The sequence below is a fragment of the Marinovum sp. E3 genome, assembly GCF_055755275.1.
The window spans coordinates 843,645-868,227 of the sequence record NZ_CM146908.1 but is presented as its reverse complement, the minus strand read 5'-3'; the positions used below and the strand labels follow the sequence as shown (position 1 = coordinate 868,227).

Genomic DNA, 24,583 nt, shown 5'->3' with positions numbered 1-24,583 from the left:
TTTTCGGCCAGAAGAAGCAGGGGACTGTTCCGGATGGGCGCGGGGCAGTATGGGGAGGCCCATGAGACAGTTTCTGATCCTGCAACTTCGGCCCGAGGCGGATGCCGCCGACGGGGAATATGCCGCCATTCTCGACAAGGCGGGGCTGAACGCGGCGCGCTGTCACCGCATCCGGCTGGATTGCGAAGCCCTGCCCGAGGGGCTCGATCCGCGCGATTATGCCGGGGTGATTGTCGGTGGCGGGCCGGGCTGCGTGTCGGATGCGCCAGAGGCGAAATCCGAGGTCGAGGCGCGGATCGAACGTGCCGTTCTGTCGCTGATGCCGGCAATCACCGGAAGCGACCATCCCTTCATGGGCTGTTGTTACGGCATCGGCATCCTTGGCGCGCATCTGCGCTCGGAAGTGTCGAAGGCGCGGTACGGCGAGCCGGTGGGTCCGGTGCTCTGCCGGCTGACCGAGGACGGCGCGCGCGATCCGCTGCTCGAGGGGTTTCCGCAGGAATTCGAGGCCTTTGTCGGCCACAAGGAGGCCTTGCAGGTGCTGCCCGAGGGCTGTGCCCATCTGCTGAGCTCGGCGCCCTGCCCGTTCCAGATGGTGCGTCACGGGCGTCACGTCTATGCCACGCAGTTCCACCCCGAGGCCGATGGCGCGGTCTTCGAAGCGCGGATCCGCACCTATCGCAACCATGGCTATTTCCCGCCCGAGACGGCGGATGCGCTGATTGCCACCTGCCATGCGGCCAAGGTCACGCAGCCCGAGCACATCCTGCGGCGCTTTGTCGAACGTTACGGCTGAAGCGGCCAGAGAAACGGGATCAGGAAGCTTGCCAGCAGCCCCACCGAAAGATTGAGCGGGATGCCCACCTTGAGGAAATCGGTGAAACGATAGCCGCCGGGGCCATAGACCAGCATGTTGGTCTGATAGCCGATCGGCGTGGCGAAACTGGCCGAGGCCGCCACCATCACCGCCACCACCAGCGGCCGCGGGTCGATCCCCAGCGCCGCAGCGAGACCGATGGCGATCGGGGTGACGACGACGGCAACCGCGTTGTTGCTCACCAGTTCGGTCAGCACCGAGGTCAGCAGGTAGATCGCCCAGATGATCAGCGGCCCGGGCAGAAGGCCGATCCAGGGCGCCACCGCGCCGACGATCAGCTCGACCGCGCCCGAGCTTTCCAGGGCCGCCCCGATCGCCAGCATCGAGAAGATCAGCGACAGCAGCCGGCCATCGACGAAGGAAAACGCCTCGTCGGCGTCAATGCAGCGGGTCAGCAGCACCAGCGCCACGGCGGCGAAACTCAGCAGAAAGATCGGCGCGGCGCCGAAAGCCGCCAGCGTCACGATGCCGAACAGCGCCACCAGCGCCACCGGCGCATGGCCCCGGCGATAGGCCCGGGCCGAGGGCTGGGTGACATCCACCAGATCCATTTCGGTGGCCAGCCGCTTGATGTCATCCGGCGCGCCTTCGAGCAGCAGCGTGTCACCGACCTTGACGACCAGCGCGTCGAGCTGCTGGCCGATGTTCTGGTTGCGGCGGTGCACCGCCAGCGGATAGACCCCGAACCGCCGCCGCAGCCGCAGGGCGCCGAGGCTCTTGCCGACCATCTTGCAGCCCGGGGTGATCAGCACCTCGACCGTCGTGGTCTCGACCGCCGAAACCTGATCGACGCGCTTGAGCTCCTTGTTGCGCTGGAGCGAGAGCAACTCGGTCATCTGGGTGCGCAGCACCACCCGGTCGCCGACCTGCAACTCCACCCCCTTGAGGTTGCGGCGGAGCGAAACATCGCCGCGCACCACGTCGATCAGCCGCACACCGTCGCGCTTGAAGAGCTGCACGCCGGTGACCTCGCGGCCGATCAGGTTGCTGTCGGGCGGGATCACCGCCTCGGTAAAGAACTTCATCCGGCTCTTGTCCGAGAGCAGATCGGCCATGCTGTCACGCTCGGGCAGCAGGAAGGGGCCGATGTAGCGCAGGTAGATCATGCCCCAGGCCACCAGCACCACCGCCAGCGGCGTCACCTCGAAGATGGTGAAGGGCGCCTGCCCCAGCGCGCGCGACACCCCGTCGACCAGCAGGTTGGTCGACGTGCCGATCAGCGTCAGCGTGCCGCCGAGAATGGCGGCATAGCTGAGCGGGATCAGCAGCTTGGAGGCCGGCATCCCCATGGTGCGGGCCAGTTGCACGAAGACCGGGATCATCACCACCACCACCGGCGTGTTCGACACCACCGCCGAGGCGAGAATGACGAAGGCCATCAGCATGGCAATCGCCACGCGCGGATTGGTGCGCGCCTGGCGGTCGGCGATCTTGGTGAAACTGTCGAGCGCGCCGGTGCGCACCAGCGCCCCCATGACGATGAACATCGCCGCGATGGTCCAGGGCGCCGGGTTCGACAGCACCTCGAGCCCCCTGTCATAGGGCAGCACGCCGGTGATCAGCAGAAAGGCCGCGCCCGACATGGCGACCACCTCGGTCGGATAGACTTCGCGGATGAAGAGCGCGAACATCACCAGGACGACGGCCAGGGTGACCACCGCCTGCCCGGTCTGGGACAGTTCCAACATCTGGTTCATTGCGGCCCCTTCACTGCGCCTGTCGGACAGTGTTACCGCAGGCGTCGGCGGCGGCAAGGGCCGCTTGGCGCGGCACCCCGGTCACTGCGGCCCCGCCGGCTGCAACCGACCGCCCTGGCGTATCATGTGGGCAGAGAGCGCCGTGCCGCTGCGGTCATCGGTCTCGACCAGAAGGCCGCTGAGCGTCGCCTCCTCGGTGGCGGGCTTGAACCGCGCCTTGGGCATGCCGGTGACAAAGCGGCGCATCGGTTCGGCCTTTTCCATGCCGATGACGGAATTGTAGTCGCCGCACATGCCGGCATCGGTCAGATAGGCGGTGCCGCCGGGCAGGATCTGGGCGTCGCCGGTGGGCACATGGGTATGGGTGCCGACCACCAGGCTGGCGCGGCCGTCGCAGAAATGGCCCATGCCCATCTTTTCGCTGGTCGCCTCGCAATGCATGTCGATCAGGCTGGCCGCCACCTGGCCGCCGCGCGGGTGGCTGCGCAGCACCGCATCCACCGCCGAGAACGGATCGTCGAAGGGCCGTTTCATGAAGACCTGCCCCAGCACCTGGGCCACGAGAATGCGGCGGCCGCGACCGGCATCGAAGATCGCGGCACCGCGGCCCGGCGCATCCTTGGCAAAGTTCATCGGCCGCAGGATGCGCGGCTCAGTCTCGATGAATTGCAGCATGTCGCGTTGATCGAAGGCGTGATCGCCCAGCGTGATGCAATCGGCCCCGGCCTCGAGCAGGAGCTTGGCATGATCGCCCGAGAGCCCGGCGCCATTGCTGGCATTCTCGCCGTTGACCACGACGAAATCGAGCTTCCAGTCGGCCCGAAGCCCCTTGAGCCGCTCGCTGACCGCGGTGCGGCCCGCCCGCCCCATCACATCGCCTAGAAAAAGTATTCGCATGCCTTTGGGTTAGTGCCCCGGCAGGCGCTTCACAAGCCGGATCTTGCCCCCGGCTCAAGTTTTGCGCCGCCCCGCAAGGAGGCCGACCCGCCCACGCCACACCAAGCCCCGCCCCGGCCCCCACGCCGGGCCCTCGTCCTTGACCCCGGAGGCCCAAGGCAGCCCGGGGCGCGCTCAGGCGCCGGGGGTGATCACCTCGGCTTCGGTCACGATCACATCGAGCGGCTGGTCGGTCGGCTCGAGCGGCAGGGTGGGGTCTTCCTGGGCGCCATAGGCAAAGCCCACCGCCAGGGTCGGGCGTCTGGCGCGCAGGCGTTCGAGCGTGCGGTCGTAGAAGCCGCCGCCATAGCCCAACCGCCCGCCGCTGCGGGAAAAGGCCACCAGAGGCACGATCAGAATCTCCGGCTCGATGAACTCCAGCGCCTTGGGGACACGCGCGCCGAAAGGCCCGTCGACCATCTCGCAGCCCGGCTCCCACAGGGCGAATTTCAGCGGCTGCGCCTTGGCCTCGATCACCGGCACGCAGACCGGCCCATGCGCCGCCGCCTCTTCCATCGCCGGCAGCGGGTCGATCTCGGAGCGCATCGCCATGTAGCCCGAGACCGGCACGCCACGATGCCCCGCCAGCAGCGCCGACAGATGCCCCGCCGGGCCGGGCCCGGCGGCCGCATGCGCCGCCGCGCGGCGGGCAAACCCGGCGACACGGGCGGCGCGCTTGGTCTCTTCGAGCGCGCTCACAGCAACACCACCACGGCCAGGCCGAGAAAGGCGAAAAAGCCCACCACATCGGTCACCGTGGTCACGAAGGCGCCCGAGGCCAGCGCCGGATCGACGCCCACCCGTTCGAGCAGCACCGGGATCACCGTGCCGGCGAGCCCCGCGACCACCAGGTTGATCACCATGGCGGCGGCGATCACATAGCCCAGCGCCGGCGAGCCGAACCAGAGCAGGCCGACAATCCCCATCACCACGGCAAAGATCACCCCGTTGACCAGCCCGACAAGCACCTCGCGCCGGATCACCCGCCAGACATTGGCGCCGGTAAGGTCCTTGGTGGCAATCGCGCGCACCGCCACGGTCAGCGACTGGGTGCCGGCATTGCCGCCCATCGACGCCACAATCGGCATCAGCACCGCCAGCGCGACAAGCTGGGCGATCGCCGCCTCGAACTGCGCGATCACCAGCGAGGCCAGCACCGCCGTCACCAGATTGACCGCCAGCCAGGGCAGCCGCTGCTTGGTGGTCTCGATCACCCGGTCCGAGAGCGAGCCCTCGCCGACACCGGCCAGTCGCATGATGTCCTCTTCATGCTCCTCGTCCAGCACCGCCATGGCGTCGTCGATGGTGATCACCCCCACCAGCCGGCCTTCGTCATCCACCACCGGGGCGGAGATCAGGTGGTACTGGTTGAAGGCATAGGCCACGTCACCTTCGTATTGGGTGGCCGGGATCACCTGAAAGACCTCTTCCACCAGATCGCTCAGCGGCACCTCGCGGCGCGAGCCCATCAGCCGGCCGAGGGTCACGTTGCCCACCGGATGCATGCGCGGATCGACCAGGGTGATGTGATAGAACTGCTCCGGCAGCTCCTCGCTCGAGCGCAGGAAATCGATCGCATCGCCGACCGTCCAATGCTCTGGCGCCGCCACTACCTCGCGCTGCATCAGGCGGCCGGCGGAATATTCGGGATAGGCCAGCGATTGTTCGACGGCAACCCGCTCGCTGTCTTCCAGCGCGTCGAGGATTGCCTCCTGCTGCGGTTCCTCGAGGTCTTCGATCAGGTCGACCACATCGTCGCTGTCGAGCTCGCGCACCGCATCCGCCAGAACCTGCGGATTGAGGACGGAAATCACCTCTTCGCGGATTCCCTCGTCGAGCTCCGACAGGATGTCGCCGTCGAATTCCTTGTCATAGAGCCGGATCAGCCGCGCCCGGTCATAGGGGTTGACCTGTTCCAGAAGGTCGGCGATGTCGGCCGCGTGCAGCGGCTCCATTGCCGCGACAAGCGCCGCGCGGTCCTCGGTCTCGACCGCAAAGAGGATCGCCATCACCGCCTTTCGGTCAAGCGCATAGGCGTCCTCGGACTCAGCCTCGACATCGGGCTGTTCTTCGATCTGATCGGTCATCACCTGCCCCCTCTGCCGCATCCGACGATTTGCGCGGACCATACGATAGAGTATGGGAAAGCAACAGTGGCGCCGCGGCAATTCTGCCGCCTCTCGCCACGGAAAGGACATCATGCAGCTGCTGACCGGACAGACCCTGAGCTTTCGCGACGATCCCTTTGCCGTCCCCTTTGCCGAGGCCTGCACCCTGCGTCGCCAGGGTGGCGTGCTGATCGAGGACGGCCGCATCCGCGCGGTGGACGAGGCCGAAACCCTGCGCGCCGCCCATCCGCAGGCCGAGGTGATCTCTTACGGCGCGGATCTGATCTGCGCCGGCTTTGTCGATGCCCATGTGCATTACTCCCAAACCGCGATCATCGCCAGCTGGGGGCTGCGGCTGATCGACTGGCTCAACACCTACACCTTTCCCGAAGAGACGCGGTTCGGCGATCCCGGATACGCGGCCGAGATCGCCGCCCGCTATCTCGACCTGACGGCGGCGCATGGCACCACCACCATGGCCAGCTTCTGCACCATCCACCCGGCCAGCGTCGAAGCGCTGTTCACCGAGGCGCAGGCGCGCGGCCAATGTGTGGTGGCGGGCAAGACCTGCATGGACCGCAACGCCCCCGACGATCTGCGCGACAGCGCGCAATCGGCCTATGACGACAGCAAGGCGCTGATCGCCCGCTGGCATGGGCGCGACCGGCTGCACTACGCCATCACCCCGCGTTTCACCCCGACCTCCTCGCCCGATCAGCTGGCGGCGCTCGGCGGGCTCTGGGCCGAACACCCGGACTGCCTGATGCAGACCCACCTCAGCGAACAGACCGACGAGATCGCCTGGGTCCGCGACCTGCACCCCGAGGCGCGCGACTACCTCGATACCTACGAGGCGCACGGGCTGCTCGGCGCGCGCGGCCTTTATGGCCATGCCATCCACCTCGAACCGCGCGAGATCGACCGGCTGACAGAAACCGGCGCCGCCTTGATCCACTGCCCGACGTCCAACACCTTCATCGGCTCCGGCCTGTTCAACACTGCGGCGATGAAGGCCCGCGGCATCAGCACCGGCCTCGCCACCGACACCGGCGGCGGCTCCAGTTTCTCGATGCTGCGCACCATGGCCGCCGCCTATGAGATCGGCCAGCTCACCGGCACGCCGCTGCACGCCGCCCAGTTGATCTGGCTTGCCACCCAGGGCTCCGCCGGCGCGCTGCACCTCGACCATGAGATCGGCAATCTCGCCCCGGGCATGGCCGCCGACCTGGTGGTGCTCGACCTTGCCTCGACCCCGGCCATTGCCCAGCGCCAGGCCGAGGCCCGCAATCTCTGGGAGGCGGTGTTTCCGACCCTGATGATGGGCGATGACCGCGCGGTGCGCGCCACCTGGATCAATGGCCGCCCGGTCACTTCCAAACCGTGAGTCGGCCGCGGGTCAAGGTTGCGCAGCACCCGCGCAGCGGGCCGAAGGACCTTGAGGCGCGGCCGACTCGCAAGACGATGGCGGTGGCGCGTTCAGAGCAGACCTGCTCCTGAACCGCCTCTCAGCAGATCCGACACCGCCCGCCCCATGCTCCGTCGCCGGCCGCCCGGGCGTCACAGCGGCCACGGGCGGGAAACAAGCGCGCGGAAGCGCACATTTTCCAACCCCGCCGTCAACACCCCGGCCGGGCCAGCACCATGACCCAGGTGTTGCCCGGCCCCCGCGCCACACCCAGATCGGCCATGTCGCGGTTCAGCATGTTGCGACGGTGGCCGGCAGAGCCCTGCCAGCCGGCGATCGCCGCGTCGAGGCTGCGCTGGCCCTGGGCGATGTTTTCGGCCACCCTGCACCAGCCATAGCCGGCCCGCGCCACCCGGTCGCTGATCGTCGATCCGTCCGAGCCCTGATGGGCGAAAAACCCGTTGCGCGCCATGTCCTCGGCATGGGCCTGCGCCACTTCGGCCAGCACCGGCGACCAGCGCAGCGCCGCGCGGCCAGCCTGGCGACGCAGGCGGTTGACCCGGGCCAGCGCGGCCTCTTCGCCGGCCAAGGCCGGACAGGCCGCCCAGGCCAGGCCTGCCGCCAGCAGCCTCCGCCGCCTCATGCCATCAGCCTCCGCGCCAGATCATTCTGCCGTAGCAACGCCGCCGCCAGATCGAAGGAAACCAGGTCGCCGCCTCGCACCACCGGGCGCCCCTCGACAAAGAGGTCGCGGACCCGCGCCGGGCCGGCCAGCAGCAGCGCGGCCATATCCCAGCTGCCCGCCGCCTCGACGCCGGACATGTCCCAGACCGCAAGGTCGGCCCGCTTGCCGGGGGCGATCTGGCCGCAGTCGGTCCGGCCCAGCACCTCGGCGCCGCCCCGGGTCGCGATCCGCAGCGCCTCGCGCGCCGACATGGCGTCGGCGCCGCGCGCCACCCGTTGCAACAGCAGCGCCTGCCGGGCTTCGAGCATCAGGTTGCCGCTGTCGTTCGAGGCCGATCCATCGACGCCCAGCCCCACCTTGACGCCGGCATCGCGCATCGTCCGGATCGGCGCGATACCGGAGCCGAGGCGGCAGTTCGAGCACGGACAATGCGCCACGCCGGTGCGGGTTCTGGCAAAGAGATCAATTTCTTCGCCGTCGAGCTTCACGCAATGCGCATGCCAGACGTCGTCCCCGGTCCAGCCCAGATCCTCGGCATATTGCCCCGGCCGACAACCGAATTTCTCCAGCGAATAGGCGATATCCTCATCGTTTTCCGCCAGGTGAGTGTGCAGCATCACCCCCTTGTCGCGCGCCAGCAGCGCGGTGTCGCGCATCAGCTCTCGGCTGACCGAAAACGGTGAACAGGGCGCCAGGCCGACGCGCACCATGGCGCCCTCGGCCCCGTCGTGAAAGGCATCGACCACCCGCGTCATGTCGTCGAGGATCGCGGCCTCGCCTTCGACCAGGCTGTCAGGGGGCAACCCGCCCGCGCTTTCGCCGATCGACATCGCGCCACGGGTCGGGTGAAACCGCAGGCCGACCTCGCCCGCGGCGGCGATCGTGTCATCGAGCCGCGCGCCGTTGGGATAGAGGTAGAGGTGATCCGAGGACATGGTACAGCCCGAGAGCGCCAGCTCCGCCAGACCGACCTGCGCCGAGATAAACATCTCTTCCGGGCCAAAGCGCGCCCAGATCGGATACAGTGTCTTGAGCCAGCCAAAGAGCAGCGCATCCTGCCCGCCCGGCACCGCGCGGGTCAGCGTCTGGTAGAGGTGGTGGTGGGTGTTCACCAGCCCCGGCGTCACAAGGCAACCGGCGGCATCGATCACGTCGCCATCGCTGCTCAGCCCGGTGCCGATCTCGGCGATCACGCCATCGCGAAGCCGGATATCGCAGCCCGTCAACTCGCGGCTGTGATCGTCCATGGTCAGGGCAAGGCTGGCCCGCTGCAACAGAATTTCGGTCATGAAGAAACCTCAGATGTGGCGCCCATTTCTGAGGTGAAGCCCGCCGCGCCGGTAACGGGCAAAGTTCGCGCGGCGTTGCCGCAGGCTAGCAAGGGCCCGGCCGGCGATCAAGCGCTGTTGAGCTTGGCCATCGCCGCCCGGTGCAGCTCCGCATTGCCGGCCGCAAGCACCTGGCCGCCATTGTGCACCGGCCTGCCCTGCCAGTCGGTGACAACGCCACCGGCGGCCTCGATCACCGCGATCGGCGCCTGGATGTCATAGGCGTTGAGCCCGGCTTCGATCACCAGGTCGACCTGCCCGGCCGCCAACAGCGCATAGGCATAACAATCCATGCCGTAACGCGTCAGCTTGACCGCCTCGGCGACCCGCTCAAAGCCGGCGCGTTCTTCCGGTGTGCCGACTTCGGGGAAGGTGGTGAAGAGCAGGGCCTCCGAGAGATCGCCGGTCGCGCGGGTGCGCAGATCTTGCGCGCCTTGGGGCCCCTCCATTCGCGCTTCGCCGCCACCGCCGCGAAACCGTTCGCCGATATAGGGCTGGTCGATGATGCCCAGAAAAGGGCCATCGGCGTTCGACAATGCGATCAGCACGCCCCAGGTCGGGGTGCCGCTGATGAAACCGCGGGTGCCGTCGATCGGGTCGAGCACCCAGGTCAGCCCGCTGCTGCCGGCGTCATGGCCGAATTCCTCGCCAAGGATACCATCCTCGGGCCGGGCCCGGGCCAGAACATCGCGCATCGCCTGTTCCGCCGCCCGGTCGGCCAGGGTCACCGGGTCGAAACCGCCGCTCTGCTTGTTCTCGGTGCCGAGCGCTGCCCCCCGGAAAAATGGCAAAATGGCCGCACGCGCTGCGTCGGCCATTTCATTGGCCACCTGCCAGAGGTGGCGCATCTCGCTGTCTTGCATCTGTCTCATCCGCCCTTCGACGCGGCGCCGCACCGGCGCCGCAACCTGGGGGCGTTATGCGACGTCGCTCAGCACACGGGCAAGCTCGAACAACCGACGACGCTGATTTTCCGGGATCGCGTAGTACGACCGCACGAGATCGAGCGCTTCCTTGTCACCAAGGAGATCGGCCGGCACACTGCTTTCAGTGGATTGCGCCGGCTCGGTTTCACCCGCGTCGATGCCTTCGAAGAAAAAGCTGACCGGCACGTCGAGCGCGTCGGCGATGTCCCAGAGCCGCGAGGCGCTGACCCGGTTGGCACCGGTTTCGTATTTCTGGATCTGCTGGAACTTGATGCCGACATGCTCGGCCAGTTGCTGCTGGGTCATCCCGACCAGCCAGCGACGATGCCGGACACGCTTGCCAACATGAACATCCACGGGGTGTGGCATACTATTCATCCTTCACTTAGCGCTGGTCCGGCATTTCAAATGCAGGACCGCGCATTCTTTTCCTGTAACGAGGCAGAGTTATCCCCCGGCCCGACGATATCGACTGTGCACCCCTGCAGCGTCACGAAGAATATGGGAGGTGAAGAAGAAAGCAAGAAAAAAGAACGCGTTTAGATTTTACGGTTAACCGAAAACACACGCGAAGCGGTATGGAAACACCGCTCGCAGCCTCCCCAAAGGCGCGACATGTCATGCTCTTTACATTGCGTCAGTTGCGCGAAACTGTAAAGGCTCAGGGCAATCTTTACGGGAAATCTGACACAAATGCGTGCTTTTCACATCGCCTCCGCCGGGGCGCCGGCGCAGCTTGCCGAGATCGAAACGCCGCGGCCGGAGCCGGGGCAAATCCGCCTTCGGATCGCTGCCTGCGGGCTTAACTTCGCGGATTTGCTCATGGAAAAGGGTACCTACCAGGATACCCCAGAGGCGCCTTTCACCCTCGGGATGGAGGTGGCCGGCACCGTTGACGCGCTTGGCGAGGGGGTCACGGGGCTCGAACCCGGGCAGCGGGTCGCGGTTTTTGGCGGCCAGGGCGGATTGGCCGAATTCGGCTGTTTCGAGGCCGCCCGCGCCGTTGCCATCCCGGAAACGATGAGTTTCACCGATGCCGCCGCCTTTCAGATCGCTTACGGTACGTCACACCTCGCCCTGAGCCATCGCGCACGGCTTCAGCCGGGCGAGCACCTGCTGGTGCTGGGGGCCTCGGGGGGTGTCGGTCTGACCGCGGTCGAGATCGGCCGGATCATGGGCGCGACGGTCATCGCCTGCGCCCGGGGGGCCGAAAAGCTCGAGGCGGCGCGCGCCGCCGGGGCGCATCACCTGCTCGACAGCGAGACCTGCGACCTGCGCACCGACGTCAAGGCCCTGGGCGGGGCAGATGTGGTCTACGATCCGGTGGGCGGCACACAGTTCGAGGCGGCGTTCCGCGCCTGCAACCCCGAGGCCCGTCTGCTGCCGATCGGCTTTGCCAGCGGCGATGTGCCGCAGATCAAGGCCAACCATCTGCTGGTCAAGAACCTCTCGGTGCTGGGTCTCTACTGGGGCGGATACCTGAAATTCAATCCGCAGGTCATTGCCGATTCGATGAAAACCCTGATGCGCTGGCACAGCGAAGGGCGCATCACCCCGCATATCAGCCACGCGCTGCCGCTCGAGGACGCGGGCCAGGCCATGCAACTGCTGCGCGACCGGAAATCCACCGGCAAGGTGGTGGTCACGATCTGACCACCGGCGGATTGCCCCGCATCATCGGCCCGTGACGCCGGCTAGAGCGTGTCGTAGCCTTGCTCGATCATCTCGGCCAGCACGTCGACCGGCGTCTGACCGTTGCGGCGGTTGCAGTAGAGGTTGATCTTGTAGCTGCCCAGATCGGGCAGGTCGCAGCCCGGCGGCAGTTCGATCAGCACCTTGGGCGCGGTCCCCTCGAGCAGCGCCGTCACCGCCAGATCGGCGCTGACCGTGGCCTCGACCGTGCGGTCGCTGTCGGTCTCGACGGTGGAGATCCAGTCGATCTCCGCCGCGTCGAGCCGGTCGACCACACCGGCCCGAAAGGCGCAGACCCGGGCCTGTGCAAGATTGAGCGGCCGCTGCCGCCAGGCCTGCCCGCCCGGCGCGCCGATCCAGCGCAGGGCAATCTCGGTCAGGGTCTCGCCGCCGATGTCGACCTCGCTCTCAGTGGTCAGGATCAGGTCCACCGCCCCGCGCGAGAACTCATCTTTGAGCGATTTCGTGTTTCCGGTCACCAGGTTGACCCGCACCCGCGGCATTTCCAGCGCAAAGCGCTGCAACACTCGCGGCACCACCGGATAGACGATGTCATACGGCACCCCGAGCGAGATCTCGCCCGAGAATTCCTCATGGGTGAGCCGGGCGAAAGCCTCGTCGTTGAGATCGACCATGCGCCGGGCATAGCCCAGCAGCTGTTCGCCGGCGGCGGTCAGCCCGATCTGCCGGGCCGAGCGGTCGAGCAGTTCCAGGCCCAGCAATTCCTCGAGCCGCTTGAGCTGCATCGAGACGGCGGATTGCGTCAGATTCAGAAAACCCGCGGCGCGGGTGACACCGCCGGTCTGGGCCACCGCCACGAAGCTGCGCAGGACCGTGACATCAAGATTGCGCATCACCATCACACTCCGTGATAAGAGAGATCATAAACATTCGTTTTCACTATGATACCGCCAGCGCTATGTATCAAGATACAAAATGCAACGCTCCGCAATCATCACGAAAGAAAGGAGAGCCCAATGGCCCGCACCCTTCACATCACCGCCCCCCGCCACCGTGCCCCCAGCCTGCCCCGCCTGAGCGCGCTGCTGGCGCTCCATCGCCAGCGCCGGGCGCTGAGCCGGATGGATGCGGCCCGGCTCGACGACCTGGGGCTGAGCGCCGAAGAGGCCCGCCGCGAGGCCGGCAAACCGATTTGGGACATTCCCGCCCATTGGCGGCGCTGAGAACCGGCGGAACCGACGCAAATCACGTCGAATCCAGCACGCAACGATCTTGAAAATCCGGGCCGTTCCGCCAATATTTGGGTGGACGGCCCGCATTCGCGTGCCACCTGTTCTTTTCGGAGGAAATCGATGGCTGACTACAACACAATCAGGACGTCTGCGGCAGGCGCCCGCGCCGCCCAGATTGACGAGGGCTTGCGCGCCCACATGAACAAGGTCTACGGGACCATGTCGATCGGCATGCTGCTCACCTTTGCGGTGGCATGGGCGGTCGGCACCAGCCCGCAGCTTCTGGCCGTGTTCCGCGATCCCGCCACGCTTCAGCCCAACATCCTCGGCTGGATCGTCATGTTCGCGCCGCTGATCATGGTCTTCGCCTTCGGTGCGATGATCAACAAGCTTTCGGCCGCCGCCGCGCAGCTGTTCTTCTTTGCCTTCGCGGCGGTGATGGGCCTGTCGCTGAGCTGGATCTTCGTGGCCTTCACCGGTTTCTCGATCGCCCAGGTCTTCCTGGTGACTTCGATCGCCTTTGCCGGCCTCAGCCTCTGGGGCTACACCACCAAGAAGGACATCTCGGGCTGGGGCTCCTTCCTGATCATGGGTGTGATCGGTCTGATCGTGGCCTCGATCATCAACATCTTCCTGGGCTCGCCCGCGATCATGTTCGCGATCTCGATCCTGGGTGTGCTGATCTTTGCCGGGCTGACCGCCTATGATACCCAGAACATCAAGAACACCTATCTGGCCCACGCCCACAACGGCGACAGCGAGTGGCTGGGCAAGGCGGCGATCATGGGCGCGCTGAACCTCTACCTGGACTTCATCAACATGTTCATGTTCCTGCTCCAGCTGATGGGCAACCGCGAGTAACCAGGGCATCTCATGCCAGAATGTCAGGGGCCGGTCGTTTGACCGGCCCTTTTGCTTGCGCGACGCGCTGCGCGCCGGACAGCCCCGCACCCGGGTGGGGCCGGACAAGGCCCCTGCGCGGCTCCTGACGGGCCCTGGGGCGCTCTGCTGCCGCGTGACGCGAGCGTGACCGGGAACCCCTACCGGCCGCTCCGGCGCCCCTTCGGCGAAGCGGCCAGAGGGGGCAAGGAACCACGCCACGGGCGCCCCCGGAAACGAAAACGCCGCGCGGCCCGGAGGCGGCGCGGCGTTGTCTGGTCGTCCGGCAGATCGTTTACTTGATCTTGCCTTCCTTGTATTCGACGTGCTTGCGCACAACCGGGTCAAACTTGCGCACGACCATCTTCTCGGTCATGGTGCGCGCGTTTTTCTTGGTCACGTAGAAGTGGCCGGTGCCCGCGGTCGAATTCAGGCGGATCTTGATGGTGGTCGGCTTCGCCATGTCTCGTCTCCTGCGTGGCGCGGGCCAAGGCCATCGCGCACTCGAAAATCTCTATGAAGGTCGCCTTCTACCGGGGATCGCGCGCGAGTCAAGCGGTTTTGCGCGGTTTTGCCGGCAAGAGGTCGTTCTTCGGCCTCCAGGTGCGTCCTGGGGGCTCCGCCCCCGGCCTGCGGCCTCCCCCGAGGGTATTTTCGGCAAGAGGAAGCAGCGGAACTGCGCCCTCTGGCCACGGCATGCGCGGAAGGCCTGTAAGCCGGATTCTGTGACGGTCTGACGACCGCCGATGACCATTCCTCTTGGCACGGGATTGCCCCCGCGCCTCTAGCTGCCAACCCGGGCCTCTCGGGCTGAAGCATCCCTGCGCCGATATCCCCCGAAGGCGATCAGCCGCGCGCGAGGCCCCTATTTGGCATTGCTCCCGGTGGGGCTTGCCATGCGGGCGCTGTTGCCAGCCCCCCGGTGGGCTCTTACCCCACCGTTTCACCCTGACCCGGTATATCGCGAGCGACATACGAGGCGGTCTGTTTTCTGTGGCGCTGATCCGTCGGGTTGCCCCGCCCGGGCGTTACCCGGCACCGTTGCTTCAGGGAGTCCGGACTTTCCTCGGAATCTTGCGACCCCGCGGCCATCCAGCCTTCCGCGCATCGCAGCCTCTAGGCGCTCAGCCGGCTCCGGTCAACGGGAAAGCGCGCCGCCAGGCCAGCAACCAGCGCCATGTCCTCCGGCGCGAGCGGCCCGATGGCCCAGGGACGAAAGCGCGCCCTGAGGGCATCAAGCAGGATGTCCTCGGCAACCTCGGCAGTGTAGCCGGCCGCGGCCGCAAGCTCGCGGAACTGCATCCGATCCGGGGCCGCCGCGGCCGGCGCCGGCCAGACCGCCAGGCCGCGACGGGCCAGCCGGCGCCAGTCGAAGCGGCGGCCGGGGTCGGATTTGCGCCCCGGGGCCATGTCGGAATGGCCGATTACCCGTTCCGGCGGGATCTGCCAGCGCGCCGTGATGCGCCGCAGCATCGCCTCGAGACAGGCCATCTGCGGCTCGGTGAAGGGCTGTGCGCCGCTGTTGGTGATCTCGATGCCGATCGAGCGGGAATTGACGTCGGTCACCGCCCCCCAGCGCCCGGCGCCGGCATGCCAGGCGCGCGCGCCTTCGTCGACCATCTGGATCAGGCGGCCGGTGGCGGAGATCAGATAATGCGCCGAGACCTGAGAGGCCGGATCACAGAGCCAGTCGCGCGCGGCGGCGGTGTCGGCCATGGCGGTGTAATGCAGCACCACCATGTCGGGCCGCGCGCCGCCGCGCCGCGCGCCGAAATTCGGCGACGGGTGCCAGAGCGCCGCGCCGTCGCGCAAGATCAGCCGCCCCGCACCCGGCGGAAGGGCGTCGGATCCCAGGCGCAGGCAAAGCCGTCGCCATCGGGATCGAGCGCCTTGCGGTCACGCTCCGGGCCGCCATTGGCGAGGAAGTCCTCCTGCGCCAGATCGGGGCTGGCAAAACCGGCGCAATTGCGCTGGTGCTTGGCCTGGGAATTGAGCGACGAGCGCTTGTAGATCGCCACGCCCACCGGATTGTTGGTTTGCAGCGCGAAGGCCACGATATTGGGCCGGTCGCTGCCCGGCCGCGACGGCAGGGCGGTCGGCTGGATCACGCGGTACTGCGATTGCGCCTGGCGCAGGCGCTCGGCGTCGTCCTCGATGTCGCGCTCGCCCGAGACCGCCTGGAAATCCTGCTCGCGGCTGATGCCCGCGGCATCGGTCACCGCCTGCGGCGGCGGGTTGTCGGGGCCGGCCTGAACGGGCGCCACGCCGGAATTGGCCGCCGTTGCCTGACGCGCCTCATCGTCGACCGGTTCGCCGTCGAGCGTCATGGTGGTGACCGGTGCCGCGCCTTCCAGTCGGCGCTCGCGCGTGCTCCGCGCGATCCTGTCCTGGTCGACCCGGTCGAATCCCACGCCGGCGCCGCTATCGGGCACAGTCGGCGCACAGGCCGCCAGGACGGTCGCCGCGCCCAGCGCGGCACTGATCAGCAAAAAACGCATGGATCCAGCCTCATACCTGCTCTTTCGCGCTGCTTACCACCATTTCGCCGGCTTGGAAACAAAACCGGCCGCCTGCTCGAGCGCATAGGCGCAATTCAGCAGATCACCCTCTTCCCAGGGTCGGCCGATCAGTTGCAGCCCCAGCGGCAGCCCCTGCCGGTCGGTGCCGGCGGGCACGGAGATGCCCGGCAGACCCGCGAGGTTGACGGTCACGGTGAAAACATCGTTGAGGTACATCTGCACCGGATCGGCCTCTTTCATCTCGCCCAGGCCAAAGGCCGCCGAAGGCGTGGCCGGCGTCAGGATCGCATCGACCCCCTGGGCAAAGACATCCTCGAAGTCCTTCTTGATCAGCGTCCGCACCTTGCGCGCGCGGTTGTAATAGGCGTCGTAGAAACCGGCCGAAAGCACATAGGTGCCGACCATGATCCGCCGCTGCACCTCGTGGCCGAATCCCTCGGCGCGGGTCTTTTCGTACATTTCGGTGATGCCGTCGCCCTGCGCCAGCGGGGCGCGGCGGCCGTAACGCACGCCGTCATAGCGCGCCAGGTTCGAGGAGGCCTCGGCCGGGGCGATGACGTAGTAGGTCGGCAGCGCGTATTTGGTATGCGGCAGCGAGATGTCGACAATTTCGGCGCCGGCCGCCTGCAACATCCTGCGGCCCTCGGCCCAGAGCGTCTCGATCTCTTCGGGCATGCCGTCCATGTGGTATTCGCGCGGGATGCCGATCTTCTTGCCCTTGATGTCGCCGGTCAGCATGGCCTCGAAATCCGGCACCGCCAAATCGGCCGAGGTGCTGTCCATCGGGTCGTGGCCGCACATGGCTTCCAGCATGATGGCGGCGTCGCGCACGTCCTTGGTCATCGGCCCGGCCTGATCGAGGCTGGACGCAAAGGCCACGATGCCCCAGCGCGAGCAGCGGCCGTAGGTGGGCTTGATGCCGGTGATGCCGGTAAAGGCCGCCGGCTGGCGGATCGAGCCGCCGGTGTCGGTGCCGGTGGCCGCGAGGCAGAGGTCGGCCGCCACGGCAGAGGCCGAGCCGCCCGAGGAGCCGCCCGGGGTGAGCTGGGCCTCGTCATTGCCGCGTTTCCACGGGTTGACCGCATTGCCGTAGGTCGAGGTCTCGTTCGAGCTGCCCATGGCGAACTCGTCCATGTTGAGCTTGCCCAGCATCACCGCGCCGCTCTCGAACAGCTGGCGGGTCACGGTGCTCTCGTATTCCGGCGTGAAGCCGTCGAGGATCTTCGAGGCCGCCTGGCTGGCCACGCCCCTGGTGCAGAACAGGTCCTTGATGCCCAGTGGAATGCCGCACATGTCGGGCGTGTCCCCCGCCTTGATCCGGCCATCGGCGGCGCGCGCCTGCTCGAGCGCGATCTCGGGTGTCTTGTGCACCACGGCGTTGAGCGCGCCGGCGCCCTCGATCGCCGAGAGGCAGGCCTCGGTCAGTTCCACGCTTGTCACATCGCCCTTGCGCAGCGCGTCGCGCGCCTCGGCGATCTTCAGTCCGTTCAATTCAGCCATCACTCAACCACCTTCGGCACTGCAAAGAAGCCTTCCCGCGCATCCGGCGCATTCGACAGGACCTTGTCCTGCTGGCCGCCGTCGGTCACCCCGTCCTTGCGGCGCTTCAACCGCATCGGCGTGACCGAGACCATCGGTTCGACACCCTCGACATCCACCTCGCCCAGTTGCTCGATGAAGCCGAGGATATTGTTGAACTCCTGCGCCAGCGCCGGCAGGTCTGCGTCGTCGACGCGAATGCGCGCCAGTTTCGCCACCTTGGCGGCGGTGCCTTGATCGATCGACATCGGGTCGCTCCCAATCCATTCAGGTCTGGCAAGGGCTTTACCGCCCCGCCCCGCCGCCCGCAACCATGTGCCGGTGGTAAACCACGATCATCCAACCCAGCATCGCCGCATTGAGCAGATGCCAGAGAAAATGCGTGCCGATCGGCCAGGCGGCGCAAAGCGGGCCGTCCAGCGCGCGAAAGGTGATCGAAAGCGCCAGCAGCGCCGCGCCCAACGCCAGCCCGCGCGCCACATGCGGCAGCCGGCGACGGAGCGCCAGCGCATAAAGCGCGATCAGCAGCGCCACCGCCAGATAGGCGGCCGAGCCGCCGACCCCTGGCAATGGCGCCAGCAGCCAGACCACCAGCGCCGCATAGGGAAAGAACAGCCCCACCCCGAGCAGCGACAGCCCGACCGGCAGGCGCCAATACGCCCGGTTCGCCAGGTAGAGATAGAGCAGCACGAAGACCGCGATCGGCAGCACATCGGCCAGCCCGGCCCAGGCCTGGGCAAATGTGTGAAACAGCCCCGAGCCCAGCCCGATCACCGCCAGCACCGCACAGAGCAGCCGCGCCCGGCCCGCCACCCGTGGCCAGAGCCAGAGCGCCACGACAAGAAACGCCAGGTTCGTCACCGCGTTCAGCGGCTCGGCCCAAAGCCCCGGCCCCAGCCGCTCGCAATATCCGTCCACCGGTTGACCCCAATCCACTCCCTGCCCTTCCTCTTGCCGAAAATACCTCGTGCACGCCCGAACGACAGGCGCCGCCGGTGGGCAGGGCACGGCCCAGCGCCCCCGCCCCGGCTCACTGGACCGCCGGCGCGATCATGCTAGGCTCTGGCGAAACCTCAAGGGAGAACCGACATGCAACTCATCTGGCTCGGCCACGGCTCCTTCCGGCTCGAGACCGGCGCGGCCAGGATCCTCATCGATCCCTGGCTCACCGGCAACCCGATGCTGGAGGAAAGCCAGCACGAGACGGCCACCGCCGGCGCCACCCATATCCTGCTGACCCATTGCCATTTCGATCACGTGGTCGACGTGCTGCCGCTGGCGCGCCGGCTCGAGATCCCGGTGATCGGCCAGTTCGACGTGATGAAATACTGGGGTGAACACGAGAACGTCGAAACCATCGGCTTCAACAAGGGCGGCACGGTCGAGGCGGCGGGGGTGCATCTCACCATGGTGCCGGCCTCGCACAGCTCGACCTTCGGCTCCGACAGCGGACCGCAGGCGGCCGGCAGCGAGGTGGGCTACATGATCGCGGCCGAGGGCAAGGTGATCTACCTCTCAGGCGATACCACGATCATGGCCGACATGGACTGGATGGGCGATTACCACAAGCCGCAGATCGGCATCCTGTCGGCGGGCGGGCATTTCACCATGGACATGAAGGCCGCGGCCTATGCCGCCAGCCGTTATTTCGATTTCGAGACGGTGATCCCCTGTCACTACCGGACCTTCCCGCTGCTCGAGCAATCGGCCGAGGCGTTGAAAGACGGCCTCCCCGGCGTGAACGTCATCGAACCCGAGATCCTGACCCCGATCACGCTCTGACCGGTTGAATACGCAAGGTATCCTTGGCCTGTTGCGGGCCCGCGGGGTGCCGGCGGGGGGACGTAGACTCCCCGCCGGCACCCCGCGGGCCCGACCGAAGGCTCACAGGAACTCCGCCACCTCCTCGATCGGCCGCGCCGCCAGTTTCAGCGCCTCGCCCAGGTCGACGCTTTTGTTGAACAGCGCCCGGCCCACCACCGCGCCGGACACGTTGCGCACGTATTTCAGCCGCGCCAGATCGTCGAGCGTGCGCACCAGGCCACTGGCGATCACCGGATGGCGCGAGTGCGCCGCCAGGTCGGTGACCAGCGCCAGCGAGGCCTCGGCATCCGACAGATCGCTGTCGATGTCGGTGACCATGATCGCGGCCAAGGGGTCGTCCTTGAAATAATCGATGAAATCTTCCGGCGTGAAGGCCGAGGTTTCGCGCCAGCCATGGGTCATCACCCGGCCCTGGTAGACATCGACCGCCAGAACGATCTGGTCGGGGTGATACTTGGCCGCCGCCTTGACAAGATCGGGCTGGTTCAGCGCCGCGGTGCCGATCACCACCCGCCCCACCCCCATGTCGAGCAGATGCTCGATCCGCTCGCGCGAGCGCACGCCGCCGCCCACCTGCAAGGGCGCCTCGGCGGCACGGATCAGCGCCTGCAACAGCGCATCCTGCGGCGCCCCGCCAGCGACGGCGTCGAAATCGGTCACATGGATCCACTCGGCCCCGGCATGGGCAAAGCGGCGCACGCAGTCGCACGGATCGACATGCCAGATCTGCGGCTCCTCGAGCCGCCCGCGATAGAGACTGACCGGGTGGCCGTTCTGAAGTTCGATGGTCGGAATTAGCTGCATGTCACCCCTCCTTGCCGCATGAGTATAGCATTAGGCGGGCTGGTGCGGGAACGCCGCGCGAAACGCGGCGCTCAAGGGTCTGATTTCGACCTTCGCGGGGCGGCGTCAGCCGGCGCGGCGCAGCGCCATCCCCTGCTCGACCGTGGCGTCGGCGACATGCGCCGGGCTGGTGTCCTGGCGCGCGGCGGCGGCCAGGATGCCGCGCATGGTCTGTTCGAGCTGCGCCAGCCGCTCGGCGACGAAACGCGGCCGGTTCTCGATCCGCAGGATTTCGGTCGCGGCGTTGATGATCCCGCCGCCGTTGGCGACGTAGTCCGGCAGATAGAGGATGCCGCGGGCATGCAGCGCATCGGCGGCGGCGTCATCGGCCAACTGATTGTTGGCCGCGCCGCAGATCATCGAGGCGCGCAGCTCGGGCACAGTCTGGCCGTTCAGGATGCCGCCGATAGCGCAGGGCGCAAAGACATCGGCCACAACCCGGTGGATTTCGTCGGGCGCGGCCAGCTCGGCGCCGAACTTCGCCTGCGCCTCCTCGACCCGGGCCGCCACGGTATCGGCCACGATGAGCTGCGCCCCCTCCCCTGCAAGATAGTCGCAGAGATACCAGCCCACATGGCCCAGTCCCTGCACCGCCACGCGCCGGCCTTTCAGATCGGCGCTGCCGAAGTGCCGCGCCGCGCCGATCTTCAGCGCGTTGAAGACGCCCTGCGCGGTGATCGGCGAGGGATCGCCGCTGGCGAACCGCCCGTCGGCCAGCCCGGCGACGAACTCGGCCTCGCCGGCCAGCACCTTCATGTCCTCCGGGCTCATGCCCATGTCTTCGGCGGTCCAGTAGCGGCCCTCGAGCGCCGCCACCGCACGACCCATGGCGCGCAGCTTGGCCTCGGTCTTGTCGGTCCGGGGATCGCCAAGGATCACCGCCTTGCCGCCACCCAGCGGCAGGCCGGCGGCGGCATTCTTGTAGGTCATGCCGCGCGACAGGGCGAGCACATCGGCCAGCGCCTCGTCAAACCCGCGATAGACCCGCATCCTGAGGCCGCCGGCGGCGGGCCCTGCCTGCGTCGAATGTATCGCGATCAGCCCTTCGAGCCCGCTTTCGCGGTCGGTCACCCGGTAGACCTCTTCGTGAGTGCTGCAATCGATCCGTGTCAACATGGCTCTCTCCTCCTGTATGAGAGAATCCTAGCGCGGCACCAACGCAAAAACTCACCAAAGACCATTGCCGATCCTGGTCGGATTGGTGAAAATCACCAAGACAGCGGAGGCAAATGGTAAATGGACGCTACGGACGCAAAGATCGTGCAGGCCTTGCAGCGCGACGGCCGCCAGCGGCTGGCCGATCTGTCGGAGACCGTCGGCCTCTCGGCCACGCCGCTCGCCCGCCGCATTGCCCGGCTGGAGGAAAGCGGCGTGATCACCGGCTACTCGGCGCGGGTTGATCAGGAAAAGCTCGGGCTGCCGCTCAATGCCTTCATCTTCGTCGAGTTGGAACACCAGAGCCGCGACGCGGTTGCCGCCTTCGAGACGGCGCTGCGACGGTTCGACGAGGTGATGGAATGTTACCTGATGACCGGCACCCGCGATGTGCTGATCCGCGTGGTGGCGCGCGATCTGGCGGCTTTCGACCGGTTCCTCGAGGACGGGCTGATGCAGGTGCCGGGCATCCGCAACATGCGTTCGAGCTTTGCCCTGCGCACGATGATCCGTCGGGATGTTCTGCCGATGTGAGCGGCGGCCGGGCGGCCCCGGATCGGGGTCCGGGGCGCGTACGGCGACATCGACGCGCCCACCGTCCCGGACCCCGATCCGGGACCTCGCGCCGCACACTCCGGGACCTCGCGCCTCACGCCCTGCCCGCGGCAGCCTAGCCGGTGATCTCGAAGCCAGACACCTCCGGCACCGGCGTGACCGTCTCGACCGAAACGTCGCGCACCGCGGCCGCGCCCGGGCCGGCCCACATGCTGTCGAGCATCTCTTCGACCTTGTCGGGCGGGCCGACGATCAGCGCCGAGACCGAGCCATCGGGGTTGTTGCAGACCCAGCCGCGCAGCCCGAGGTTTTCGGCCTGTCCCTGCGTCCAGGCGCGAAACGCCACGCCCTGCACCCGGCCCATCACCCGGGCCCGCCTGGCAATCTGCTGCGTCATCTCGGGGCTCTCCGTCATAGTTGCGCGGAAAGCTTGCCACGGATCGCCGTCTGGTGAAACCACCCGGGCGGCCTTCGGCGCATCGCCGCCGCGCCAAGCCGCCAAAGGGGCCCCCGCGGCGCCGATTGTCGCGCCTCGGACCACAGATCCAATTGACGATCCGCCCGTTTCACATCATATCCCGATCCATGACAGACCTCGCCCATATTCGCAATTTCTCGATCGTCGCGCATATCGACCACGGGAAATCCACCCTCGCCGACCGGCTGATCCAATCCACCAACACGGTGGCTGAACGGGACATGAAAGAGCAATTGCTCGACGCCATGGATATCGAGCGCGAGCGCGGCATCACCATCAAGGCCAACACCGTGCGGATCGATTACATCGCCCGCAATGGCGAGGCCTATGTGCTCAACCTGATCGACACCCCCGGCCACGTCGACTTTGCCTATGAGGTGTCCCGCTCGATGCGCGCCGTCGAGGGCTCGTTGCTGGTTGTCGATTCGACCCAGGGCGTCGAGGCGCAGACCCTGGCCAATGTCTATCAGGCGATCGATGCCGACCACGAGATCGTGCCGGTGCTCAACAAGATCGACCTGCCGGCCGCCGATTGCGACCGGGTGGCCGAGCAGATCGAGGATGTGATCGGCATCGACGCCTCCGAGGCGGTGCAGGTCTCGGCCAAGACCGGCATCGGCATCGAGGACACGCTCGAGGCCATCGTGCACCGTCTGCCCGCGCCGCAGGGCGACCGCGACCAGCCGCTCAAGGCGATGCTGGTGGACAGCTGGTACGACCCCTATCTCGGCGTTGTCGTGCTGGTGCGGATCATGGATGGCGTGCTGAAAAAGGGCGACCAGATCAAGATGATGCAGACCGGCGCGAAATACGGCGTCGACCGGATCGGCGTCTTCCGCCCCGCGATGACCAAGGTCGACGAGCTGGGGCCGGGCGAGATCGGTTTCATCACCGCCTCGATCAAGCAGGTGCGCGACACCAAGGTCGGCGACACCATCACCCACGAGAAGAAGGGCGCCGAAAAGCCCCTGCCCGGCTTTGCGCCGTCGCAGCCGGTGGTGTTCTGCGGCCTGTTCCCGGTGGATTCGGCGGAATTCGAGGATCTGCGCGACGCGATCGAGAAACTGGCGCTCAACGACGCCTCCTTCAGCTACGAGATGGAGACCTCGGCGGCGCTGGGCTTCGGCTTCCGCTGCGGCTTTCTCGGGCTGTTGCACCTCGAGGTGATCCGCGACCGGATCGAGCGCGAGTATGACATCGAGCTGATCACCACCGCGCCCTCGGTGATCTATCACGTCTACATGAAAGACGGCGCGATGACCGAGCTGCACAACCCGGCCGACATGCCCGACCCCTCGACCGTCGATCACCTGGAAGAGCCGCGGATCAAGGCCACCATCCTGGTGCCGGACGAGTTCCTGGGCGACGTGCTGAAGCTCTGCCAGGACCGCCGCGGCATCCAGCTTGACCTGACCTATGCCGGCAGCCGGGCCATGGTGGTCTATGACCTGCCGCTGAACGAGGTGGTGTTCGACTTCTACGACCGGCTGAAATCGGTGACCAAGGGCTATGCCTCCTTCGATTACCAGATCACCGACTACCGCGAGGACAACCTCGTCAAGATGCAGGTTCTGGTGAATGACGAGCCGGTGGATGCGCTCTCGACCATGGTGCACCGCGACCGCGCCGAGATGCGCGGCCGGGCGATGTGCGAGAAGCTGAAAGAGCTGATCCCGCGCCACATGTTCAAGATCCCGATCCAGGCAGCGATCGGCGGCAAGGTCATCGCCCGCGAGACCCTCTCGGCACTGCGCAAGGACGTGACGGCGAAATGTTACGGCGGCGACGCGACGCGGAAGAAGAAGCTGCTCGAGAAGCAGAAGGCCGGCAAGAAGAAGATGCGTCAGTTCGGCAAGGTGGATATCCCGCAGGAAGCGTTTATCTCGGCGCTGAAGATGGACGGGTGACCCGTAGGGTGGGGTTTCACCCCACCTTCGTCGAAAA

The 24,583-nt window shown here is 66.9% G+C and carries 26 protein-coding genes and 1 other RNA gene; 8 read left to right on the top strand and 19 right to left on the bottom strand.

The genetic code is table 11. The features are described from left to right. Positions 1-61 precede the first annotated feature (61 nt). Positions 62-796: a glutamine amidotransferase gene (locus tag AC0J5K_RS04300; protein WP_274564633.1), complete on the top strand. Its 735-nt coding sequence runs from the start codon at positions 62-64 to the stop codon at positions 794-796. On the opposite strand, the gene AC0J5K_RS04295 is transcribed toward AC0J5K_RS04300, so the two are convergent. The 4 genes from AC0J5K_RS04295 to mgtE form a co-directional block, all read right to left on the bottom strand. Further along, positions 787-2,565, bottom strand: coding sequence for an SLC13 family permease (locus tag AC0J5K_RS04295; RefSeq protein ID WP_274564905.1), 1,779 nt, complete (start codon positions 2,563-2,565; stop codon positions 787-789). The genes AC0J5K_RS04300 and AC0J5K_RS04295 overlap by 10 nt on opposite strands. 90 nt (positions 2,566-2,655) lie before the next feature. Further along, positions 2,656-3,471: a TIGR00282 family metallophosphoesterase gene (locus AC0J5K_RS04290; RefSeq protein ID WP_274564632.1), complete on the bottom strand. Its 816-nt coding sequence runs from the start codon at positions 3,469-3,471 to the stop codon at positions 2,656-2,658. A gap of 174 nt (positions 3,472-3,645) precedes the next feature. After that, on the bottom strand, positions 3,646-4,209 hold the full coding sequence (locus AC0J5K_RS04285) for a 5-formyltetrahydrofolate cyclo-ligase (RefSeq protein WP_274564630.1): 564 nt from the start codon (positions 4,207-4,209) through the stop codon (positions 3,646-3,648). Then, entirely contained in the window at positions 4,206-5,597 is a 1,392-nt protein-coding gene (gene mgtE, locus AC0J5K_RS04280) for a magnesium transporter (RefSeq protein WP_048533687.1), read from the bottom strand. Before mgtE ends, AC0J5K_RS04285 begins: the two co-directional genes overlap by 4 nt. A gap of 112 nt (positions 5,598-5,709) precedes the next feature. On the opposite strand from mgtE, the gene guaD reads away from it, so the two are divergent. After that, positions 5,710-7,002, top strand: coding sequence for a guanine deaminase (gene guaD / locus AC0J5K_RS04275; RefSeq protein WP_274564623.1), 1,293 nt, complete (start codon positions 5,710-5,712; stop codon positions 7,000-7,002). A gap of 232 nt (positions 7,003-7,234) precedes the next feature. Here the strand turns inward: guaD and AC0J5K_RS04270 are convergent, their stop codons facing one another. The 4 genes from AC0J5K_RS04270 to AC0J5K_RS04255 all read right to left on the bottom strand — a co-directional run bounded on the left by AC0J5K_RS04270 (position 7,235) and on the right by AC0J5K_RS04255 (position 10,331). Further along, positions 7,235-7,666, bottom strand: a complete 432-nt coding sequence (locus tag AC0J5K_RS04270; RefSeq protein ID WP_274564621.1) for a CAP domain-containing protein — start codon at positions 7,664-7,666, stop codon at positions 7,235-7,237. Then, positions 7,663-8,997 carry an 8-oxoguanine deaminase gene (locus AC0J5K_RS04265; protein ID WP_274564619.1) on the bottom strand — a complete coding sequence of 445 codons (1,335 nt, stop codon included), beginning with the start codon at positions 8,995-8,997 and terminating at the stop codon, positions 7,663-7,665. Before AC0J5K_RS04265 ends, AC0J5K_RS04270 begins: the two co-directional genes overlap by 4 nt. A gap of 107 nt (positions 8,998-9,104) precedes the next feature. After that, positions 9,105-9,908 carry a histidinol-phosphatase gene (hisN, locus tag AC0J5K_RS04260; protein ID WP_407657371.1) on the bottom strand — a complete coding sequence of 268 codons (804 nt, stop codon included), beginning with the start codon at positions 9,906-9,908 and terminating at the stop codon, positions 9,105-9,107. Between the two features lie 45 nt (positions 9,909-9,953). Then, entirely contained in the window at positions 9,954-10,331 is a 378-nt protein-coding gene (locus tag AC0J5K_RS04255; RefSeq protein ID WP_048530261.1) for a helix-turn-helix domain-containing protein, read from the bottom strand. Positions 10,332-10,655: 324 nt separating this feature from the next. Here AC0J5K_RS04255 and AC0J5K_RS04250 point away from each other — a divergent pair, with 324 nt between their 5' ends. Further along, positions 10,656-11,615 (top strand): NADPH:quinone oxidoreductase family protein, encoded by a 960-nt coding sequence (locus AC0J5K_RS04250; RefSeq protein ID WP_274564617.1) that lies wholly within the window; start codon positions 10,656-10,658, stop codon positions 11,613-11,615. 41 nt (positions 11,616-11,656) lie between these two features. On the opposite strand, the gene AC0J5K_RS04245 is transcribed toward AC0J5K_RS04250, so the two are convergent. After that, positions 11,657-12,511, bottom strand: a complete 855-nt coding sequence (locus AC0J5K_RS04245; protein WP_074834862.1) for a LysR family transcriptional regulator — start codon at positions 12,509-12,511, stop codon at positions 11,657-11,659. Positions 12,512-12,631: 120 nt separating this feature from the next. Here AC0J5K_RS04245 and AC0J5K_RS04240 point away from each other — a divergent pair, with 120 nt between their 5' ends. Together AC0J5K_RS04240 and AC0J5K_RS04235 are read left to right on the top strand one after the other, a co-directional pair. Then, positions 12,632-12,838, top strand: a complete 207-nt coding sequence (locus AC0J5K_RS04240; protein WP_048530257.1) for a DUF1127 domain-containing protein — start codon at positions 12,632-12,634, stop codon at positions 12,836-12,838. 129 nt (positions 12,839-12,967) lie between these two features. Beyond that, entirely contained in the window at positions 12,968-13,708 is a 741-nt protein-coding gene (locus AC0J5K_RS04235; RefSeq protein ID WP_048530255.1) for a Bax inhibitor-1/YccA family protein, read from the top strand. 313 nt (positions 13,709-14,021) lie between these two features. Here the strand turns inward: AC0J5K_RS04235 and rpmG are convergent, their stop codons facing one another. The 7 genes from rpmG to AC0J5K_RS04200 form a co-directional block, all read right to left on the bottom strand. Next, a complete protein-coding gene (rpmG, locus tag AC0J5K_RS04230; protein ID WP_048530254.1) occupies positions 14,022-14,189 on the bottom strand; it encodes a 50S ribosomal protein L33 in 168 nt (55 codons plus the stop codon). A gap of 233 nt (positions 14,190-14,422) precedes the next feature. Further along, positions 14,423-14,830, bottom strand: an RNA gene (rnpB, locus tag AC0J5K_RS04225) — RNase P RNA component class A. 12 nt (positions 14,831-14,842) lie between these two features. Beyond that, positions 14,843-15,466 carry an N-acetylmuramoyl-L-alanine amidase gene (locus AC0J5K_RS04220; RefSeq protein WP_274564901.1) on the bottom strand — a complete coding sequence of 208 codons (624 nt, stop codon included), beginning with the start codon at positions 15,464-15,466 and terminating at the stop codon, positions 14,843-14,845. Between the two features lie 74 nt (positions 15,467-15,540). Next, positions 15,541-16,224 (bottom strand): hypothetical protein, encoded by a 684-nt coding sequence (locus AC0J5K_RS04215; RefSeq protein ID WP_274564615.1) that lies wholly within the window; start codon positions 16,222-16,224, stop codon positions 15,541-15,543. Positions 16,225-16,257: 33 nt separating this feature from the next. Beyond that, positions 16,258-17,745 (bottom strand): Asp-tRNA(Asn)/Glu-tRNA(Gln) amidotransferase subunit GatA, encoded by a 1,488-nt coding sequence (gene gatA, locus AC0J5K_RS04210; protein ID WP_274564613.1) that lies wholly within the window; start codon positions 17,743-17,745, stop codon positions 16,258-16,260. Beyond that, positions 17,745-18,032 (bottom strand): Asp-tRNA(Asn)/Glu-tRNA(Gln) amidotransferase subunit GatC, encoded by a 288-nt coding sequence (gene gatC / locus AC0J5K_RS04205; RefSeq protein ID WP_048530245.1) that lies wholly within the window; start codon positions 18,030-18,032, stop codon positions 17,745-17,747. Before gatC ends, gatA begins: the two co-directional genes overlap by 1 nt. A gap of 37 nt (positions 18,033-18,069) precedes the next feature. Next, positions 18,070-18,720, bottom strand: coding sequence for a ceramidase domain-containing protein (locus tag AC0J5K_RS04200; RefSeq protein WP_274564608.1), 651 nt, complete (start codon positions 18,718-18,720; stop codon positions 18,070-18,072). A 153-nt stretch (positions 18,721-18,873) separates the two neighbouring features. Here AC0J5K_RS04200 and AC0J5K_RS04195 point away from each other — a divergent pair, with 153 nt between their 5' ends. After that, positions 18,874-19,566 carry a metal-dependent hydrolase gene (locus AC0J5K_RS04195; protein ID WP_074834584.1) on the top strand — a complete coding sequence of 231 codons (693 nt, stop codon included), beginning with the start codon at positions 18,874-18,876 and terminating at the stop codon, positions 19,564-19,566. Between the two features lie 102 nt (positions 19,567-19,668). Here AC0J5K_RS04195 and AC0J5K_RS04190 read toward each other — a convergent pair whose 3' ends face one another. Together AC0J5K_RS04190 and AC0J5K_RS04185 are read right to left on the bottom strand one after the other, a co-directional pair. Next, positions 19,669-20,412: a 1-(5-phosphoribosyl)-5-[(5-phosphoribosylamino)methylideneamino]imidazole-4-carboxamide isomerase gene (locus AC0J5K_RS04190; protein WP_048530239.1), complete on the bottom strand. Its 744-nt coding sequence runs from the start codon at positions 20,410-20,412 to the stop codon at positions 19,669-19,671. 105 nt (positions 20,413-20,517) lie between these two features. Then, positions 20,518-21,567, bottom strand: a complete 1,050-nt coding sequence (locus tag AC0J5K_RS04185) for a Glu/Leu/Phe/Val family dehydrogenase (protein WP_274564165.1) — start codon at positions 21,565-21,567, stop codon at positions 20,518-20,520. Between the two features lie 120 nt (positions 21,568-21,687). Between AC0J5K_RS04185 and AC0J5K_RS04180 the strand changes: the two genes are divergently transcribed. Then, positions 21,688-22,140 (top strand): Lrp/AsnC family transcriptional regulator, encoded by a 453-nt coding sequence (locus AC0J5K_RS04180; RefSeq protein WP_048530233.1) that lies wholly within the window; start codon positions 21,688-21,690, stop codon positions 22,138-22,140. A gap of 136 nt (positions 22,141-22,276) precedes the next feature. Here the strand turns inward: AC0J5K_RS04180 and AC0J5K_RS04175 are convergent, their stop codons facing one another. Beyond that, entirely contained in the window at positions 22,277-22,558 is a 282-nt protein-coding gene (locus AC0J5K_RS04175; protein WP_048530231.1) for an acylphosphatase, read from the bottom strand. Positions 22,559-22,746: 188 nt separating this feature from the next. On the opposite strand from AC0J5K_RS04175, the gene lepA reads away from it, so the two are divergent. Then, positions 22,747-24,546, top strand: a complete 1,800-nt coding sequence (gene lepA / locus AC0J5K_RS04170; RefSeq protein WP_048530228.1) for a translation elongation factor 4 — start codon at positions 22,747-22,749, stop codon at positions 24,544-24,546. Positions 24,547-24,583: the final 37 nt, after the last annotated feature.